The organism is Psychroserpens jangbogonensis, from assembly GCF_000797465.1.
Taxonomy (GTDB): domain Bacteria; phylum Bacteroidota; class Bacteroidia; order Flavobacteriales; family Flavobacteriaceae; genus Psychroserpens; species Psychroserpens jangbogonensis.
In genome coordinates this window covers 169,377-189,152 of the sequence record NZ_JSWG01000006.1, presented here as the reverse complement: position 1 = coordinate 189,152, position 19,776 = coordinate 169,377, and the positions used below count along the sequence as shown (strand labels likewise).

At 32.1% G+C, this 19,776-nt stretch carries 19 protein-coding genes; 11 read left to right on the top strand and 8 right to left on the bottom strand.

What is annotated here, in order from left to right:
* Position 1: 1 nt before the first annotated feature.
* The 5 genes from RH81_RS04285 to ychF form a co-directional block, all read right to left on the bottom strand.
* Positions 2–484 (bottom strand): hypothetical protein, encoded by a 483-nt coding sequence (locus RH81_RS04285; protein WP_033958221.1) that lies wholly within the window; start codon positions 482–484, stop codon positions 2–4.
* 19 nt (positions 485–503) lie between these two features.
* The gene (locus tag RH81_RS04280) at positions 504–1,730 is read right to left on the bottom strand and encodes a retropepsin-like aspartic protease (protein ID WP_033958218.1); all 1,227 of its coding nucleotides are present in this window, start codon (positions 1,728–1,730) and stop codon (positions 504–506) included.
* Between the two features lies 1 nt (position 1,731).
* Positions 1,732–3,591 carry a DNA topoisomerase IV subunit B gene (locus RH81_RS04275; RefSeq protein ID WP_033958216.1) on the bottom strand — a complete coding sequence of 620 codons (1,860 nt, stop codon included), beginning with the start codon at positions 3,589–3,591 and terminating at the stop codon, positions 1,732–1,734.
* Positions 3,592–3,707: 116 nt separating this feature from the next.
* Positions 3,708–4,172, bottom strand: coding sequence for an SRPBCC family protein (locus tag RH81_RS04270; protein ID WP_033958213.1), 465 nt, complete (start codon positions 4,170–4,172; stop codon positions 3,708–3,710).
* Positions 4,172–5,266: a redox-regulated ATPase YchF gene (gene ychF, locus RH81_RS04265; protein WP_033958210.1), complete on the bottom strand. Its 1,095-nt coding sequence runs from the start codon at positions 5,264–5,266 to the stop codon at positions 4,172–4,174. Before ychF ends, RH81_RS04270 begins: the two co-directional genes overlap by 1 nt.
* 196 nt (positions 5,267–5,462) lie before the next feature.
* Between ychF and RH81_RS04260 the strand changes: the two genes are divergently transcribed.
* Together RH81_RS04260 and RH81_RS04255 are read left to right on the top strand one after the other, a co-directional pair.
* Positions 5,463–6,647 (top strand): vWA domain-containing protein, encoded by a 1,185-nt coding sequence (locus RH81_RS04260; RefSeq protein ID WP_033958195.1) that lies wholly within the window; start codon positions 5,463–5,465, stop codon positions 6,645–6,647.
* A gap of 114 nt (positions 6,648–6,761) precedes the next feature.
* Positions 6,762–7,895, top strand: coding sequence for a carboxypeptidase-like regulatory domain-containing protein (locus RH81_RS04255; RefSeq protein WP_033958192.1), 1,134 nt, complete (start codon positions 6,762–6,764; stop codon positions 7,893–7,895).
* 72 nt (positions 7,896–7,967) lie between these two features.
* On the opposite strand, the gene RH81_RS04250 is transcribed toward RH81_RS04255, so the two are convergent.
* A complete protein-coding gene (locus RH81_RS04250; RefSeq protein WP_033958190.1) occupies positions 7,968–8,321 on the bottom strand; it encodes a 4Fe-4S dicluster domain-containing protein in 354 nt (117 codons plus the stop codon).
* A 76-nt stretch (positions 8,322–8,397) separates the two neighbouring features.
* Between RH81_RS04250 and RH81_RS04245 the strand changes: the two genes are divergently transcribed.
* The 8 genes from RH81_RS04245 to RH81_RS04210 all read left to right on the top strand — a co-directional run bounded on the left by RH81_RS04245 (position 8,398) and on the right by RH81_RS04210 (position 16,131).
* The gene (locus tag RH81_RS04245; protein ID WP_033958722.1) at positions 8,398–9,459 is read left to right on the top strand and encodes an acyl-CoA reductase; all 1,062 of its coding nucleotides are present in this window, start codon (positions 8,398–8,400) and stop codon (positions 9,457–9,459) included.
* 105 nt (positions 9,460–9,564) lie between these two features.
* On the top strand, positions 9,565–10,626 hold the full coding sequence (serC, locus tag RH81_RS04240; protein WP_033958187.1) for a 3-phosphoserine/phosphohydroxythreonine transaminase: 1,062 nt from the start codon (positions 9,565–9,567) through the stop codon (positions 10,624–10,626).
* A 25-nt stretch (positions 10,627–10,651) separates the two neighbouring features.
* Positions 10,652–11,602 (top strand): D-2-hydroxyacid dehydrogenase, encoded by a 951-nt coding sequence (locus RH81_RS04235; RefSeq protein WP_033958184.1) that lies wholly within the window; start codon positions 10,652–10,654, stop codon positions 11,600–11,602.
* 104 nt (positions 11,603–11,706) lie between these two features.
* Positions 11,707–12,360 carry a DUF937 domain-containing protein gene (locus tag RH81_RS04230; RefSeq protein ID WP_033958182.1) on the top strand — a complete coding sequence of 218 codons (654 nt, stop codon included), beginning with the start codon at positions 11,707–11,709 and terminating at the stop codon, positions 12,358–12,360.
* A 180-nt stretch (positions 12,361–12,540) separates the two neighbouring features.
* Positions 12,541–12,972 (top strand): DUF6146 family protein, encoded by a 432-nt coding sequence (locus RH81_RS04225; protein WP_033958180.1) that lies wholly within the window; start codon positions 12,541–12,543, stop codon positions 12,970–12,972.
* A 27-nt stretch (positions 12,973–12,999) separates the two neighbouring features.
* Positions 13,000–13,500, top strand: coding sequence for a DUF6787 family protein (locus RH81_RS04220; RefSeq protein WP_033958178.1), 501 nt, complete (start codon positions 13,000–13,002; stop codon positions 13,498–13,500).
* The gene (locus tag RH81_RS04215; protein WP_033958177.1) at positions 13,497–13,829 is read left to right on the top strand and encodes a hypothetical protein; all 333 of its coding nucleotides are present in this window, start codon (positions 13,497–13,499) and stop codon (positions 13,827–13,829) included. Before RH81_RS04220 ends, RH81_RS04215 begins: the two co-directional genes overlap by 4 nt.
* A 67-nt stretch (positions 13,830–13,896) precedes the next feature.
* Entirely contained in the window at positions 13,897–16,131 is a 2,235-nt protein-coding gene (locus RH81_RS04210; protein ID WP_033958174.1) for a TonB-dependent receptor, read from the top strand.
* Positions 16,132–16,196: 65 nt separating this feature from the next.
* Here RH81_RS04210 and RH81_RS04205 read toward each other — a convergent pair whose 3' ends face one another.
* Together RH81_RS04205 and folE are read right to left on the bottom strand one after the other, a co-directional pair.
* Complete coding sequence (locus RH81_RS04205; protein WP_033958171.1) at positions 16,197–16,481, bottom strand: hypothetical protein; 285 nt, start codon at positions 16,479–16,481, stop codon at positions 16,197–16,199.
* 50 nt (positions 16,482–16,531) lie between these two features.
* Positions 16,532–17,128 carry a GTP cyclohydrolase I FolE gene (folE, locus tag RH81_RS04200; protein WP_033958169.1) on the bottom strand — a complete coding sequence of 199 codons (597 nt, stop codon included), beginning with the start codon at positions 17,126–17,128 and terminating at the stop codon, positions 16,532–16,534.
* A 204-nt stretch (positions 17,129–17,332) separates the two neighbouring features.
* On the opposite strand from folE, the gene RH81_RS04195 reads away from it, so the two are divergent.
* The gene (locus tag RH81_RS04195; protein WP_033958167.1) at positions 17,333–19,774 is read left to right on the top strand and encodes a DUF5916 domain-containing protein; all 2,442 of its coding nucleotides are present in this window, start codon (positions 17,333–17,335) and stop codon (positions 19,772–19,774) included.
* The last annotated feature ends 2 nt before the right edge of the window (positions 19,775–19,776 follow it).

The window sequence follows — 19,776 nt, the reverse complement described above, 5'->3', positions numbered from 1 at the left end:
ATTAAGAGGCCTTTTTTTTGTTAGCTTTTACAATTTTTTTCAAGGATTGTCTAATGTATCTACGTTTACGTTTCGTTACTAAAGTAATATTGAAAGACTCTCTTCGTTTCCCACCTCGTGAATCTTTAATGTAGATTGATAGCGTTCTATAGATTATATAATTTTTAAAGCTATATGCTATTAAACTTTCTTTTTCAAACTCAACAACATGTTGTCTGTAATTAAAATATTCAGAAAGTAATAATCCTTTATTCGTTAGTATCACTTTAGTGCCATCACTATCGTACTCAAAAAATTTGCAAATAAAGTGGACCAAAAAAAACAATCCAGCAAATCCTATAGCAAAGATTACAGAACTTAAAGTTGTACTACCATTAAAAATTCTGAGAGATTTTATAAAAATAGGTAATGCAATGGCTAAAACCAGAAATATAAAATATATTGATACAATTATGTTTTTAACATTTGAATTATTGGTACGCATAAAATTTATTTAATAGTTTTCAATTAATTTTAAAATTATCAAAAATTGATGACAGTTGTTTCTTTTCTACTGTTAATTCAATCACATTACCATTTTCTTTTTTAACTTTTAAAGTTAACTTATTTAAAAGTTTTAAAACAGACTTTTTTGTAACATAATCACAAAAGTTAGTTGTATTAACTTCTTCTCCATTTACTTCGAGAATTTCATCGCCATAATTGATTTTAGTTTTTAAATCTTCATCCCAAACATAACCGATAACGAGTTTATTGTTTTTAAGTGTTTGAGTGAAACCAAAATCACCATTCAAACTTAAAGATTCATTGTAAGAATTAAAGTAAAACCGCTTGTTTTTATAATCTAGCGTCATAATACCGTAATTCAATAACTCTGCGCCTATTTTTGAATGATCTCCTTTGGTGGTATGTGTAATGGCATTGTTAATCTCAAAATCTTGAATTACTAATTTTGGTAAATGAACTCTAATTTGACTATCAATTGGAACTTCTCCAAATAAACTTACTGAAGATGCTCCATCACTTTTTCCAATTTCGTTATAAATATTTTTTGTCTTAAATACGTCGTAATTCTCTTCTGAAAGATCATAAAGGCTTCCCATTCCTGTATCTATCAAAACCATCTCTTTGCCGTTATCTTCACCTTTTATTTTTATCCAGACATAGGGACTGCTTTGATTTCCAACTAACTTGAGTTTTTCAGATTGTTTTTTATCTAACCCTAATTTTTTTATATGGTCTGTTATTTTTATGATTTTTTGCTCTGCATTGATTTGAATGATAGAATGACGAAGCATATTACTTCCAATAAAGCCATCTATACCAAAACATTTAAAAATATCACTCCCATTAAGGTCATAAACTAATGCCGAAAATTTTTGAAATTCTAAAGATCCAAGTTTTATACTTTCTATAGAAACAATGTCTAAATCTTGACTTATGTTATTTGCGTCATTGGTTGAAAGCGTTACAATCTTTTTAGGCTGAATGGTTTCATATACCTCCTTAGAAATAATATTTGGAGCACCTGTATCTAATAAAAAACGATAAGTTTTACCTTCAATTTCAACTGGAATTACAATTTTATTCTTCTCAAACTCAAAAGATAACTCTTCAAAATAGCTACTAGCCTTAATTTTTCCGTTTTTAAAACTTTTACTTTGAGCATTAACTGTGATCAAAAAGGTTCCAAATAAAACAAGCAATAAGATTTGACTACATTTCTTCATTCTACATATTATCTTCAACCAAATCTAATTCGACTTTTAAATTATTAATAATAAACTCTTGTCGCGTCGGTGTATTTTTTCCCATATAAAAGGACAACAATTCTTCTATAGACATATCTTTATCAAGCATAACAGGATCTAAACGAATGTCTTCACCAATAAAATGCACAAATTCATCTGGAGAAATCTCACCTAATCCTTTAAATCGTGTGATTTCTGGTTTAGGCTTCAGTTTTTCTACAGCATCACGACGTTCTTCTTGAGAATAACAATAAATAGTTTCTTTTTTATTTCGAACTCTAAACAAAGGTGTTTGCAAAATATACAAATGGCCTTCTTTTATGACTTCAGGAAAGAACTGTAAGAAGAATGTTATTAGAAGTAATCTAATATGCATACCATCTACATCAGCATCTGTAGCAATCACAATATTATTGTATCGCAAGTCTTCTAAAGATTCTTCAATATTTAAAGCAGCTTGTAAAAGATTGAATTCTTCGTTTTCATAAACTATCTTTTTACTTAACCCATAAGAATTAAGCGGTTTTCCTTTTAAACTGAAAACAGCCTGAGTATTCACATCTCTTGATTTAGTAATACTTCCTGATGCAGAATCTCCCTCAGTAATAAATAGCGTCGTTTCTAGATTGCGTTCATTTTTAGTATCACCAAAATGCACACGGCAATCTCGTAGTTTTTTATTGTGAAGATTAGATTTTTTAGCCCTGTCTTTTGCTAGTTTTCTAATTCCTGAAAGTTCCTTTCGTTCGCGTTCAGCTTGAAGAATCTTACGTTGAATTTTCTCAGCTGCATCTGGGTTTTTATGCAAATAGTTATCCAGATACGTCTTCATGAAATCATTGATATAGGTTCTTACTGTTGGCAATTTGCCTCCCATATCTGTTGAACCTAATTTTGTTTTTGTCTGACTTTCAAAAATAGGTTCCATGACTTTAATCGCAATAGCAGTAACTACAGATTTCCGTATATCTGAAGCTTCATAGGACTTACCATAAAATTCTCTAATAGTTTTTACAAGTGCTTCTCTAAAAGCAGCTAAATGTGTACCTCCTTGTGTGGTATTTTGACCATTTACAAAACTATGGTATTCCTCACTATATTGGGTTTTGCTATGTGTTAAGGCAACTTCAATATCATCACCTCTTAAATGAATGATTGGATACAGTAAATCTGATTCTGCTATAGTTTCAGACAAAAGGTCTTTAAGACCATTTTCACTATAATATTTTTCACCATTAAAAACGATGGTTAATCCTGGATTTAAATACACATAGTTTTTGAGCATTTTTACAACATACTCACTTCTGTATTTATAATTTTTAAAAATGACCTCGTCAGGAATAAAGGACACTTTTGTTCCTTTACGTCGTGAAGTGTCATCTAATATATCTTGATTGGTAAGATTTCCTTGTTCAAATTCTGCGGAAGCACTTTTATTATCCCTTGTAGATTCTACTCTAAAAAAGGAAGACAATGCATTTACTGCTTTTGTACCAACACCATTAAGTCCTACTGATTTTTTAAATGCTTTAGAGTCGTACTTTCCTCCTGTATTCATTTTAGAAACTACGTCTACCACTTTGCCTAGAGGTATACCTCTACCGTAATCTCTAACGATTACTTTTGCACCTTGAATTGATATTTCAATGGTTTTTCCAGCTCCCATAACATACTCATCAATAGAGTTGTCAAGCACTTCTTTAAGAAGAATATAAATACCATCATCTGGAGAAGAACCATCACCCAATTTACCAATGTACATACCAGGTCTCATTCGGATGTGTTCTTTCCAGTCGAGCGAGCGTATATTATCTTCGGTATATTTGGTTTCTTGAGACATAAATGAATGAAAAATTAGATAGAATGCTAATATAGCATAACCCTATAAAAAATGAAACAGGGTTTACACAAAGTAATTAACAATAAAAGCCCAATAATGTTGAGAACATCGAAGTTTTAATAGATATCAGATAATTCTTCAGCCTTTTTCTTTAAAAATGCATTTCTAGTAGCTAAAAGGTTGATCATATATCGTTTTAAAAATAACACATTGGCTAGTTTTCCGATGATACCAAAAGGAGATTCAAATTGAAATTTATCAGTCATTAGTGTTTGATTATTTTTCGACTGGAAAATATGTTCATGCTTAAAAGATTTAAAAGCACCTGAAACCATTTCATCAACAAAATAATGTGGACTTTTGAACTTGGTAATTTTTGAAGTGAGTTGCTGTTTTATTCCGAAATGCTTGGCTTCCCAAGTTACCCATTCACCGAATTCAATTAAGCCAGAAGTTTTTCCTGCAATTGCTTTTTCGTTAGAATGTTCTAAAGATTCTGTATGGAAATCAATGTTTCGAGATAAATCAAAGCTGGTTTGAATATCTGCGTTAATTAGAGTTTTGATTTCAATTAGAGGCATTACACATTAAATAAGAAATGCATCACATCGCCATCTTTAACAATATAATTTTTTCCTTCAACACGCATTTTTCCAGCTTCTTTAACTTTAGCTTCGCTACCGAATTCTACATAATCATTATAGGCAATAACTTCAGCTCTAATAAAACCTTTTTCAAAATCTGTGTGAATTACTCCAGCTGCTTGCGGTCCAGTAGCTCCTATGTCTACTGTCCAAGCACGTACTTCCTTTACTCCTGCAGTAAAATAGGTTTGTTGATTTAATAGCTTGTATGCTGATCTAATCAGTTTAGCAGAACCTGCTTCATCTAAACCTATATCCTGAAGAAACATTTGTCTTTCTTCATAATCATCTAATTCGTTGATATCAGCTTCAGTACCAACTGCCAGTACTAAAACTTCAGCATTTTCATCTTTTACAGATTCACGAACTAAATCTACATATGCGTTTCCTGAAACGGCGCTACCTTCGTCTACATTACAAACGTACATCACAGGTTTTGCAGTAATCAATTGTGAAGGTGTTACAAATTCTTCTAAGTCTTCGTCACTAAACTCTAATGCTCTTACTGATTTCCCTGCTTCTAACGCTTCTTTCAGTTTTATTAAAACAGCTTCTTCTTTTTGAGCATCCTTATTTCCGGTTTTAGCAGCACGCTTTACCTTGTCAAGTTTCTTTTCAACAGTTTCTAAATCCTTCAACTGTAATTCCATATCAATGGTTTCCTTATCACGAATAGGATCTACACTTCCATCGACATGCACAATATTATCATTATCAAAACAACGCAATACATGAAGAATTGCATCTGTTTCACGAATATTTCCTAAGAATTGATTTCCTAAACCTTCACCTTTACTAGCACCTTTTACAAGTCCAGCAATATCAACAATCTCTACTGTTGCTGGTAGTACACGTTCAGGATTTACAAGAGATTCTAACTTCTGAAGTCTTGGATCTGGAACGTTTACCACACCTATGTTAGGTTCAATAGTACAAAACGGAAAGTTTGCACTTTGAGCTTTAGCATTAGATAAACAGTTAAATAAAGTTGATTTTCCTACGTTTGGTAATCCTACAATTCCGGCTTTCATAAATAGTAATTTTGCGATTGCAAATGTAGTTAATTAGAACAAAAAAAAGATTTGATTATCTCTTTTTTACGCGATTCTCTAAAATGGCACGTTTACTCATCAAAAAAGAGCTTTTACTAGATGAGAAGAACCGTTTACTAGTTAGCCATTTGTTTTACTTCATTCCTCCTCTACTTTTAGTTAAAATTTAAAAATCATGACAAACAAAATCACCTTTATTATTTTATGCTTTTTACTTCTGAATTGTAAAAATTCAACGGATCAATCTGTAAAAGCAGATACACAATTAGCAGAATTATCTCAAGCGAAGATTGAAGAAGAAACTATTACTAAGGCTACCAGAAACACCGAAATTGTGTTTTGTCTAGATGCTACAGGAAGCATGAGCGGGCTCATAGATACTGCAAAGGAGAAAATTTGGGATATCGTTACTGATTTAGCCCAAAATGAAGATATTGATACTTTAAAAATGGGAATGGTATTTTATAGAGATCGAGGTGATGTATTTGTGACCAAACAGATTCCTATAAGTATTGATTTAGATGAAGTGTATGCTGACTTACTTGAAATAAGAGCAGATGGTGGTGGCGACACTCCAGAAAGTGTTAATCAAGCTTTAGTTGAATCTGTGAATAATATGAAATGGTCTTCAGATAAAAATACTTACAAAACTATTTTTGTTGTTGGTGATTGTCCGCCACATATGGATTATTCAAATGATATAAAATATACTGAAAGCTGCAAGCAAGCCGCAATTAAAGGAATTACGATCAATACAATTAAGCTTGGTAATAGTTGTTCTGAAGCCATTGTTCATTTTAAAAAAATGTCTGAATGTACAAATGGAGCATATTTAAAACTAGATCAAGATGCTCAAGATTACACAATTGCGACACCTTATGATTCTGAAATCAATAGTGCATCAAAGGATATTGATAACTCAAGAATGTATTATGGTTCTTCAGTCGTTCGTAGAGAAAACTATGACAAGAAAGAAAAGTCTATGAAAGTCTATGATGATGGCTCTGAAACAGCAAATAGCTCTAGAGCCGAGTACAAAAGCAGTAAAACAGGAAGAAAAGGTGCTTATGGAACTAATGAAATTATTAACGATTATAACGATGGTAAGCTAGAATTAGATAAAATCAAAGACGATCAATTACCGAAAGAATTAAGAGGCTTAAGTATTTCTGAAAAGGAAACAATAATCTTGGATCTTTCTAATGAAAGAAAAGAAAACTATTCTAAACTTCAAGATCTTATTAAAATGAAAAAAGAATATATAAAGTCTAAAGAAAGCGAACAAACAAATAAAAGTTCATTTAGTAAAGAAGTGATCAAAATAATTAAAGAGCAATCAGAAAAGGATAAATCTCATTAATCTATAAATAAATAATTGTTTAGGTAGGGATTTCAAGATTCAGATTGTTTTAATTATAGCAAGAGATTATTATTTCTTATCTTTTGAATATTAAAACTCTAAAAATCAACCACTATGAAATCACTCGTATTATCCTTCTTAGTTATTATAACTTTATTCTCTTGTAGTAAAGATGATAACAATCAAACCAATGATAAAGAATTTAACATCACTGGAAAATTTTTAGCTCCAAATGGTTTTGATGCCATTTCTAATGCTCGAGTTAGAGCTTATGAAAACAACAATTTAAAATCTGAGACTAGAACTGATGCACAAGGAAATTATTCTTTGCCAGTTGCTAAAGGTGACTATAATCTGGTTATAAATAAAGGGAAATTTAAAACAGAGCGAAACGTTAATGTTGAAAATGACTTAGCGATAGAAACCTTAAGCGTTGAAACACTTCCTAATGTAGCTGTAGTAACTGGTTATTATGATAACATAGAAAGTGTGTTATATAGCATAGGACTTTTTAACCCTGTAACTGGTGAGCCTTTATTTGATATTATAGATGGTAATTCTGGTTTTGATCGAATTGGTATTAATCAGAATACTAAACATGAACACGAGCATGGTCCATTAAATAGAAATTCGTCTAATCCATTATTAGTACCAAATGTAGACTTTAGTTTTGAAGACCTAATGGGTGATCAAGGCTTATTAGACGCCTATGATATTGTTTTCTTAAACTGTGGTTTAAGCGAAGCTTTCGTTGATAATTCTGGTGTTTTGGAAGCTTATGTTAGTAATGGTGGAATTTTATATACAACAGATTGGGCTGCAGGTTATTTAGATGCAATCACAAACTCAGGTGCAGATTATTTAACACCTTATACTCCTGAAAAAAGCGGAACATCAACGACTACTGTTGCTACAATTTTAGAAGGTGATCTAAGTGAATGGTTATTACTGAATTTTAATATCTCAATCGAAGACACTGTTGAAATTGACGACTTTTTATATTCTTGGCAAGTTATTGATACTTATGACAGCGCAACAACTATATCTTGGTTAAATGGTCCTGTAACGTACAGAGATGATACAAATACTGAGATATCTGAAAACAAAGACTTAGCATTTACATTCTTACATGGTGATGGAGGCGTATTTTATTCTTCATTTCATACCGAAAACAGCGACATTGAAGATGTTACTGAAGTTGAAAGAATTATGCAGTTTTTAGTTTTTGAAATGTCTGACTTACAGTAGTAAATAATTATAATAAATAAAAAATCCTAAGTGTTAACTTGGGATTTTTTTTATTTAAAAAGTGTATTTCGTTTAATCTTCAGGATGCATAAAACGTTGCTTTCCTAGCAGTTCTTCTTCAGTTTCTACATGGTCTTCATCAGGAACACAACAATCTACTGGACAAACAGCCGCACATTGTGGTTCTTCATGAAACCCTTTGCATTCGGTACATTTATCTGGTGAAATATAATATAATTCGTCGCTAATAGGCTCTTGAGTTTCTTCAGCATCAATTTCTTTACCATTAGGTAAAACAACCTTACCAGTTAAACTGGTACCATCTTTATATCTCCAATCATCAGCACCTTCGTATATTGCAGTATTAGGACATTCTGGCTCGCAAGCACCACAATTAATACATTCGTCTGTTATTGTAATAGCCATAGTAATTTTTCTTTTCGGTTTGCGTAAATTTGCAGTTGCAAAAATAAAGCCAAAACCTCGTATAACCAAACACAAGATGGATTTACAACAAAGAATTAACGCATTTGTAAAATTAGGAGACTTTTTAAGTCAATTTACTAAGGAAGGTATCAAAAAAAAGGACAATATTCCTCATAACGATTTGTTTTTTGATGGCTTTAATCATCAGTTAAAACTAGCACATGAACACAATGGTTGGTTTAAAAAAGAAAATATTTTGTTTGCTTTAGAAGGTTGGTCTAATCAATTGAACAACAAGTTAATTAACCAATGGTTAGAAAAGTATCAGTTCAAAATTGAAACTCCTAAAACAATTGCCATTATAATGGCTGGAAATATTCCATTAGTTGGTTTTCATGATTTTTTAAGCGTCTTAATTTCTGGTCATCATGTTTTGGTGAAACAATCATCTAATGATAAGCATTTACTGCCTTTTTTGGCAAAGTATTTAGAACATGTTGAACCTGAATTTAAAGGACGTATTCAATTTACAGAAACCAAACTTGAAAAATTTGATGCAGTAATCGCAACAGGAAGCGATAATACTGCACGCTATTTTGAGTATTATTTTAAGGGCAATCCTTCCATTATTAGAAAGAATAGAAATTCATTAGCTGTTTTAACTGGAAACGAGTCAGAAGATGAGTTAAAGGCATTGTCTGAAGATATCTTTAGATATTATGGATTAGGATGCAGAAATGTTTCTAAACTTTTTGTGCCTACAGATTATAATTTTGATGCTTTCTTTAAAGCAATGTATGATTGGAATCCGATCATTCATGAAAACAAATACGCCAATAATTATGACTATAACAAAGCTGTGTATTTAATGAGTGAATTCAAAATGCTCGAAAATGGTTTTCTTATGCTTAAAGAAGATGAAAGTTACTCCTCGCCTATAGCCACAATCTTCTATGAACACTATGAATCAAAAGAAGACTTAAAAGAAACCCTTCAAGAGAAGAATGAGCAAATACAATGTATCGTATCTAATGGTTTTGTAAATGATGAAATCAAATTTGGTCAAACACAATTACCAAATCTTTGGGATTATGCAGATGGTGTAGATACTATTTCGTTTTCGTTGACAATCTGTTAATAATTAATCAATTTAATATCGCTTATTTTATTAGAATTCATGACCTTTGTGAGTATAAGAATCACAATGTATTTTCCGTTTCTTCGGAATTAAAATTTTAAACAGATGAGAAGACATAATTTTAGTGCTGGACCTTGTATTTTACCTGGTGAAGTATTGCAACAAGCCTCAGAAGCCGTAATAAATTTTGATAATGGCCTTTCGCTCCTAGAAATATCTCACAGAAGTAAGCCTTTTGTTGATGTTATGGAAAACGCAAGAGCTTTGGCATTAGAGTTATTAGGACTAGAAGGGAAAGGTTATAAAGCATTGTTTTTACACGGTGGAGCAAGTACTCAGTTCTTAATGGTAGCGCTTAATTTATTAGAAAAGAGAGCTGGATATTTAAACACTGGAACTTGGAGTGATAAAGCAATTAAGGAAGCTAAAATCTTTGATGATGTTTATGAAGTAGCATCTTCAAAAGAAGCCAAATTTAATTATATTCCAAAAGGGTATGATATTCCTGAAGATTATGATTATTTCCATTGTACTTCAAATAACACCATTTTTGGAACACAAATGAAAAAGTTTCCAAACTCTCCTATTCCAATGGTATGTGATATGAGTAGTGATATTTTTTCACGTCAGTTAGATTTTTCAAAATTTGATTTAATCTATGCTGGAGCTCAAAAAAATATGGGACCAGCTGGAGCAACTTTGGTAGTTGTAAAAGAAGATATCTTAGGTAAAGTTTCTCGTAAAATTCCGTCTATGATGGATTATCAAATTCATATAAGCAAAAGTAGTATGTTTAATACTCCTCCTGTATTTCCTGTGTATGTATCGATGTTAACTTTACAATGGTTGAAAAATTTAGGTGGAATTAAGGCTATCGAAAAGGAAAATGATAAGAAAGCTCAGTTGATATATTCTGAAATTGATCTTAATCCTTTATTTAAGGGGTATTCAGCAAAAACAGATCGTTCAAGTATGAACGCAACATTTACTTTAGCGAATGAAGACTTAAAGGAAACATTTGAAACAATGATTAAAGAAGCTGGCATAAATGGACTTAATGGACATAGAAGTGTTGGTGGCTATAGAGCATCAATGTATAACGCATTATCATTAGAAAGTGTTGGTGTACTTGTTGATGTAATGAGCGAATTAGAACGTAAAGCATAATTTTAAATAAAAAGAACAAAGTTTAATGAAAGTATTAGCAAACGACGGAGTTTCACAGAGTGGAATTCACGCATTAGAAAGTGCAGGTTTTGAAGTATTGACTACAACAGTTGCTCAAGAGCAGTTAGAAAACTATATAAACGATAATGACGTTACAGTATTATTAGTAAGAAGCGCTACTACTGTTAGAAAAAACCTAATAGACAACTGCCCTAGCTTAAAGATTATTGGTCGTGGTGGTGTTGGTATGGATAATATCGATGTTGATTATGCAAGAAGCAAAGGACTTCATGTTATAAATACGCCTGCTGCTTCCTCACATTCTGTTGCAGAATTAGTATTTGGACACTTTTACGGTTTAGCACGTTTTTTACATAATTCTAATCGCGATATGCCTTTAGAAGGTGATGCCAATTTTAAAGGATTAAAAAAATCTTATGCTAAGGGTACAGAGTTAAAAGGAAAAACACTTGGCGTTTTAGGTTTTGGACGTATTGGTCAAGCGACTGCAAAAGTGGCTATTGGCGCAGGAATGAAAGTAGTTGCTTTTGATCCATTTATGCAAAAAGCAAATTTGGAGTTGGAGTTCTTTGATGGACAGAAAGTAAATTTCGAAATAGAAATGTCTTCTAAGGAAGATGTATTAAAGCAAGCAGATTTTCTTACACTTCATGTGCCTGCTCAAAAAGACTATGTAATCGATGAAGCCGAATTCAGCCAGATGAAAGATGGTGTGATTATCGCTAATGCTGCTCGTGGAGGAGTTGTTAATGAAATAGCGCTTGTAAATGCTATAGAAAGTGGTAAAGTTTCTAGAGCTGCTTTAGATGTTTTTGAAAAAGAGCCTAAACCAGAAATTCAATTATTAATGAATCCTGCCTTATCGTTAACACCTCACACAGGTGCTGCAACTAATGAGGCGCAAGACAGAATTGGTACTGAACTAGCAGAACAAATAATAAGTATTTTAAAATAAGTCATGAAAAATGTGACCTAATCATAAAAAATGAGTCCTAATATATGTTAGGACTTTTTTGTATCTTGAAAGTCCAACTAAATTAATCTAATACAATATATATCATGGCAGGAATTTTAGACTTATTAAACAGCGATTTAGGAAAAACTATTATCAGTGGTGTTTCTGGTTCAACAGGAACAGATCAAAATAAAACAAGTAGTGTGTTAACTATGGCTTTACCAGTGCTTATGAAGGCAATGGAACGTAATGCTTCAACTCCAGAAGGAGCTCAAGGATTAATGGGAGCATTAAGTGGAAAGCATGATGGTAGTATCTTAGATAACCTTGGTGGTTTATTCGGCGGTGGAGTTGATGACAATGTGAAAGCTGATGGTTCAAAAATTCTTGGACATATACTTGGAAGTAAACAACAAGGTGTAGAAAAAATTATTGGTGAAAAATCAGGTTTAGATATGGGCTCAGTAGCAAATATTCTTAAAGTTGCAGCGCCAATTTTAATGGGTGTTTTAGGAAAGCAAGCAAAACAAACTAATGTTAGTTCTCAAAGTGATCTTGGTGGATTATTAGGAGGTTTACTCGGTGGTGCTAGTAATTCTGGAGCAGTAACTAAAGAACAAACTTTCCTCGAAAAAATGTTGGATTCTGATGGTGATGGAAGTATTATTGATGATGTAGCGGGAATGGTTCTTGGTGGAGATAGTAAGAAAAGTGGACTAGGAGGACTTTTAGGAGGTCTTTTTGGCGGTAAAAATTAACATTACCTTTATCATATATTAAAAGCTAGACCTATGTCTGGCTTTTTTTATGTCCTCATGTAAAGTTTACTCATTCATAAGCATGGTTTACTCATTATCTATTTTAATATTTTTATACTTAGCCTATTTTTGAACCAAATACATCTTAAGAATTTTGTAACTTTAAAACTAAAATGCGCTATGAAGACTTTTTTTAAACTATTTATTATGCTTCTTGTTGTTACTAGCTGTAATACTACACAAAGTATTGCTGATTCAACTCAAGAAGCTGAAATCCCTGAAGAGGATATCGTAAGACTCACTAGTGACGCTTTAGAATATGAGATTATAATAATTGAACCAGGATTTAATTCGTGGTTATCTTCAAGGGCACAACCAGAAGGATATTATTCACAGTCTTATATGGAATCTAGAAATTGGGTTATGGTTCAACAATGGAATTCTCGTGTATTGCAACCTATAAAATACAGTCCTGACTTGTATCAATTGCAAATTGATTATAGACCTGGAATCAATTACGGATTTGATTTAAACTATAAATTATATAATTACTTCATCTATTTTCAGCTTACTTATAACCAAAGATTATCTTCTATGGTTCCTAGAATTTGAAGTATCTTTGCATAGCAATTTACAGCTATGTTAGAAAAATTTAAATCACGTTGGGAAATTCAACAAAACTGGCAACTCTTGTTTCCTTTATTAGGCTTAGTTGGTTTAGGCTATAGTGCTTATAAGCTCGCTTTTAGACTTACTGACTCATTTCCCATAATTCTTTCAGTTGCTCTGGCCTCACTCCTATTTTTTATACTCTTAAAATTAACCTTATACTTTTTTAAGAAGTTAGAACATAAATGGATATTAGACTATAAATGGGAAATGATACGTGTGTTTATAGTATTTGCTGTTACTGGTTCATCATCTGTTTTTGTTGGAAGACCAATAATGAAGCTGATAGGAATTACTAAAGAAAACTTAAACCCAATTCTTTATTGGGTATTATTTATTATCATTGGTTTAATATTTTATCAAATCCTTTTAGTAACATTTGGTTGGCTTTTTGGTCAGTTTAAGTTCTTTTGGGAATTTGAAAAGAAAATGCTAAAACGATTTGGATTAGGTAAGTTTATTAAAGAGTGAATAATTATAAACAACATATCGCATTTAGAATAGCCACAGTTTTTATTGTGCTTTGTTTGGTGTTGCCTTCTGTGGTTAAATTCTCTCACACATTTAGTGATCATGAACATGAAGTTTGTTTAGGTGAAAACCAATCACACTTTCATGAAATTGATTCAGATTGTGATTTTTACAAGTTTAAAATTAATCATCAAACAACGTTTTCAGTACTTAAGTTCATTCCAATTCAAGTTAATGATAATCGAGAAGTCATTGCTTCTAAGTATTTATTTTTAAGTTCATTTCAAAAACTTCATTTTTCACTTCGTGGACCTCCTTTTAATAGTTAATATTTTATTCAAATACTGATGTAACTTAATAATCAGTAAATTTTTAACTATTAAATTTCAACATATAATGAAAACAACTTATGTTTTTGTGTTGCTATCACTAGCAATACAAACCTTATGGTCACAAAACACATTACAAGGAAAAGTAACAGAAACCAACAACAATGAGTCTTTGGTATTTGTAAATGTATACCTTCCAGAACTCGAAAAAGGAACCGTTACAAATGAAGATGGCGATTTCACGTTAAACAATATTCCTAATGGAACCTATAAAATTATAGTTTCTTTTATAGGCTATGAAACGTTTTCGCAAACCATAAATTTTCCACAATCTGAAACACTAATTATTACATTAACTCCTTCCGCAATTGAAATGGAAGAAATTATTATTTCTACACCTTTTCATAAGCTCCAAAGTGAAAACGTAATGAAGGTTGAGCGTCAGGATGTTAAAGAGTTACGAGAACAAGGCGCTGTTAATTTAATAGATGGCATCACCAATATTGCAGGAGTGAATAATGTAAGCACTGGAATGAGTATTGGGAAGCCTGTAATTAGAGGATTAAGCTCCAATCGAGTTTTGGTTTATACTCAAGGTGTTCGATTAGAAAATCAGCAATATGGAGATGAACACGGATTGGGAATAAATGAAGCAGGAATAGAAAGTGTTGAAATAATCAAAGGACCTGCTTCTCTGCTCTATGGCAGCGACGCTCTTGGAGGTGTTTTATACTTAAATCCTGAGCGCTTTGCAGATGAAAATTCATCTGAAGGGAATTTGCGAGCTACTTATTTTACAAATACTCAGGGTTATAACTCTAGTGCTGGCTTTAAATCTTCTGGATCAGAGTTGAAATATCTTTTTAGAGGAAGTATATCAGAACATTCCGATTATGAAACTCCAGATTACCGTGTTACGAATACAAGGTTTAGAGAGCAAGACTTTAAGGCTGGTTTAGGATATCAAAAAAATAATTTAAAAACTGAATTCCGATATAACCTTAACAATGCAAAGCTTGGTCTTCCAGAAGAATTAGGAGAACAAAGTACTGCAAGAACTCCCTTAGAGCCAAATCAAGAAATTACAAATCACATTTTTAGTTCTAAATCAACCTTGTTTTTTAATAATTCAAGTTTAGATTTTACATTTGGTTACACATATAATAATAGAAAAGAGTTTGAAGATCATCATCATGAAGAAGAGCATGAAGATGAAGGTGAGGATGAAGATCACGACGAGGAAGAAGAAGAAAACGAAGAGCCAGCGCTCCAAATGAAACTAAAAACCTTTAATTATAATGTCAGATATAATTTACCAAAACTAGGTCGATTTGAGACCATTGTAGGCGTTCAAGGAATGAACCAGATGAATACAAATTATGGAGAAGAGGTCTTAATTCCGAATGCTATTACTAATGATTTTGGCGTTTTGGCAACATCTCATGTTCATTTTGAAACTGTAGACATTCAACTAGGAGCTCGTTTTGACAATAGACAAATTGATGTAAATAATTCAATTAATCGAGAATATAATAGCTTTAATGGTGCTTTCGGTATTAAAACGAATCTGTTTAAAAAAATCACTGCACGATTAAATTTAGCAAGCGGTTTTAGGGCACCAAACTTATCAGAATTAGCTTCCGATGGCACACATGAAGGTACAAATCGTTATGAAATTGGAAATATTGATTTGGATAATGAACAGAATTTTCAAATTGATTTTGCTTTAGAATTCAAAAATGAACATGTAGAAATCTATGCCAATGCATTCTATAATGTTATCAATGATTTTATTTTCTTAAATCCAAATGGAGAGTTCATAGATGACAATCCCGTTTACCTTTATTCACAAAACAATGCTCGATTATATGGTGGAGAATTCGGATTTCATTTTCATCCTCACCCTTTAGATTGGTTGCATGTAGAAACAAGTTTTGAAACTGTTACTGGACAATTAGATGATGACAGTTATTTACCATTAATACCTGCAAACACTTTGAATAATATTGTAAGAGTTGAATTTGACAAGGATTGGTTTAAAGAAGGTTATGCCTTTGTGAAATACAGTTCTACTTTTGACCAAAACAATGTAAGTGATTTTGAAACCACAACAGAAGGGTTTAATCTTTTAAGTGCTGGTTTTGGAGGAACTGTCAAAATGTTTGGTAACAATCTTGATATAAATATTGCAGTAAATAATATCACTGATGAACAGTATATAAATCATCTTTCTCGCTTGAAGCCAGTTGGTATTTTTAATATAGGACGTAATATTAGTTTTGGAGTGAATTATACACTTTAATACAATTTGTTAATTCGAGTGTAGTTTCGTTATCATGTCAATTACACTCGAATTGACATAATGCTCTAGTTGATGTCAATAATTGTTTCATCAGATTCCTTTTCAGAAGAAAACACAAATGTGTATAACCACATAAGCGTGAATGTTGGTATGAAATCTAAAAATGGAAGCGCTTCTTCTATAAAAGTAATTACACCTGCAATTTTACCACTCTTCCCTTTGTATAATTTTGTCATTAGATATCCTGATGCTGGTGCCCAAACCAAGTCGATTAGTGGGATCATACCTATTGCATCAAGGATTAAGCCTAGAATAAGTTTTTTGTTTTTTGATAAGGTATCTAAATTCATATAAATTGTAATTTACTTAATAATAAGCAAATAGCATTCCAAAATAGCAACTACGACAAATTTTCACTTATCAGTTTTAAAAACTCTGTTCTGGTTTCAATATTTTTAAATGCACCTCTAAATCCAGACGTTGTAGTTCTTGAGTTTTGCTTCTGAACTCCTCGCATCATCATGCACATATGAGAAGCTTCTATCACAACTGCTACGCCTTCAGGTTTAAGCGTATCATTGATGCAGTTTAATATCTGGTCAGTTAAGCGTTCTTGCACTTGGAGTCGTCTTGCGAATACATCTACAATTCTTGGTATTTTACTCAAACCAACAATATGCCCATTTGGGATATAGGCTATGTGTGCTTTTCCGAAAAAAGGCAAAATATGATGCTCACAAAGCGAATAAATCTCAATGTCTTTAACAATAACCATTTCACTGTAGGACTCTTTAAACATGGCGCTTTTTAGAATTTCAGCAGCATCTTGATGATAACCTTGAGTTAAAAACTGCATCGCTTTAGATGCTCTCTCAGGCGTTTTTAATAGTCCGTCACGATTTGTGTCTTCACCCAAATCTTTTATAATATCTTCATATCTTTGTTTGACATCATCAGTAACTTTAATATTGTATTCTTCAAATTTTTGATAAGGCATTGTTCTGTTATTTTCATTAAAAGTAAGTAAAAATTATAACTCTAATAGACATCTCTTCTTACCAAAAGATTAACACAACCCTATCATTTTTAACGTTCTCTTATGAAAATACAGCAACTTGCATAAGTAGATTTGTACACCTAACTATATCAATCATTATTTAGTGTTAATTTTTATCTGACACTATATATCAATCGCTTTTGAATGAAACTCCACTTTATTCTTTTTTCACTTTTATTATTATGCTTTTGCGCTAATTCACAAGAAAAAAAACAGCTACAAATTGAAAGAACTTCTAAAGCTCCAAAAATAGATGGTGTTTTGGATGATGATATATGGAAATCTGCTCGCGTAGCTACTGATTTTATTCAATTTAGGCCAGAGATGGGAAATGCTTTGCCAGAGAATGAGCGCACTGAAGTTAGAATAACATATGATGACCAAGCCATTTATGTTGCGGCTTATCTTTATGATGATCCTGAAAAAATAATGAAACAGCTTACAAGCAGAGATAACTTTGGGCAATCTGATTTCTTTGCTATTATTTTAAATCCTAATAACGATGCTCAAAACAATACTCAATTTTTTGTATTTAGTTCTGGTGTTCAGGCGGATGCTTTAGCATCTCCCAGTATTGGTGAAGATTTTAGTTGGAATGCAGTTTGGGATAGCGCTGTTAAAATTAATGATGATGGTTGGTCTTTAGAAATGAAAATTCCATATAGAACCTTACGATTTGATAATCAAGAAGAACCAACTTGGGGTTTACAATTTCATAGACATTTTAGAAGGTTCAGATCTCAATACACTTGGAATCCTGTAGATATTACTAAAGGATATATAGGTATCTATAATGGAGAACTCAAAGGTCTAGATGGGATTAAACCTCCTACTCGATTAAGTTTTTATCCGTTTACAACAGGAATTGTAAGTTCATTTGATGGAGACACAGAAACTGATATTACTTTCGGAATGGATGTGAAATACGGGATTACAGAAAATTTCACTCTAGATGCGACATTAGTTCCTGATTTTAGTCAAGCCGGCTTTGATAATGTAGTTTTAAACTTAGGACCTTTTGAACAGACCTTTTCTGAACAACGACAATTTTTTACAGAAGGTGTCGATTTATTTTCAAAAGGAGGTTTATTTTTTTCGAGGCGTATTGGTGGAGCTCCAAGTGGAGAAATAGAATACGACCCAGATAATGAATCGGTTGATGCGCCAAATGAAGTAAAAGTTCTTAATGCAATAAAAATTTCTGGTCGAACCAAAGATGGTTGGGGAATTGGAATATTCAACGCAATTACCGAAGAAACGGATGCAAGAGTTACTAATAACAATACAGGAGAATCAAGATCAGAAGTCATTGAGCCATTTACAAATTATAACGTTTTGGTTGTAGACAAACAATTTAATACTAACTCTTCAGTAAGCTTAATTAATACTAATGTTTTACGTGAAGGGAGCTTTAGAGATGCTAATGTTACAGCACTTAGAGCTGACCTAACTAATAAGAAAAATATATTTAGAGTTGTTTCTGAAGCTAAAATGAGTCATGTTAATTACCAATTAGCAGATCCTGAGACTGGATTTAGCTCTTTTCTTTTTGCCGGTAAAGTTGCAGGTAATTTTAGATATAGTTTTGATCATCGTTTTGCAGACACTAAATATGAAATTAATGACTTAGGTCTACAGTTTAGAAATAACTTCAATAATTTTGGAGCCGACGCTTCCTATCAAACTTTTGAACCAAAAGGAAAGCTAAATAGCTATAGAATTAATGCTTATATAAATTACAGAATGCTTGCTAATCCTGGTGTATTCACAGGAATGAATTTTGGTGCTAATTATAGAGCAAGTACCATAAGTCTTAACGCCTATGGGTTAAGACTGAATATTGAACCTGGTAAACAATATGATTATTTTGAATCTAGAGATGGAAGAGCATTCATATTTGAAAACTTTGTTGGCACTGGTGGATGGTTTTCAACAAACTATAATAAAGTATTTGCATTGGATTTAAGAGGAAACATTGGGACCTTATTTGACGATGATAGAGAATTCTTTACTTACGATTTTAATATAAGCCCTAGAGTTCGATTTAATGACAATTTTCTAATGGTTTATAGAATCAACTTCAGACATAGAAATGGAGATAGAGGTTATGCTACTGAAGTTGATGGAGAACCAATCTTTGGAGAACGTCAGAGACAAACAGTTACTAATAGTATTTCGGCTAACTATACTTTCGACCCTTTTAATGTATTATCATTAACTTTTAGACACTACTGGGACACTGTAAGATATAACTATGATATGTATACGCTTCTTGATAATGGAGAATTGACTACTGATTCAGGTTTCAATAAAGATAATATAGGTGGAGATCCTGATATTAATTTTAGCACATGGAATATAGATTTAAGCTATTCTTGGCAATTCGCTCCTGGCAGTTTTTTAACAGCTTTATATAGAAATCAATTATTCAATATTGATGAGCAGTCAACAGAGTCATATAGCGATAGTTTAAATACGCTTTTTGATCAACCAATGCAAAACACATTTTCACTTCGCTTGCAATATTTCCTAGATTATAATGATGCAAAACGGATGTTTGGAAATAAAAACAAAACGGATTCTTAATT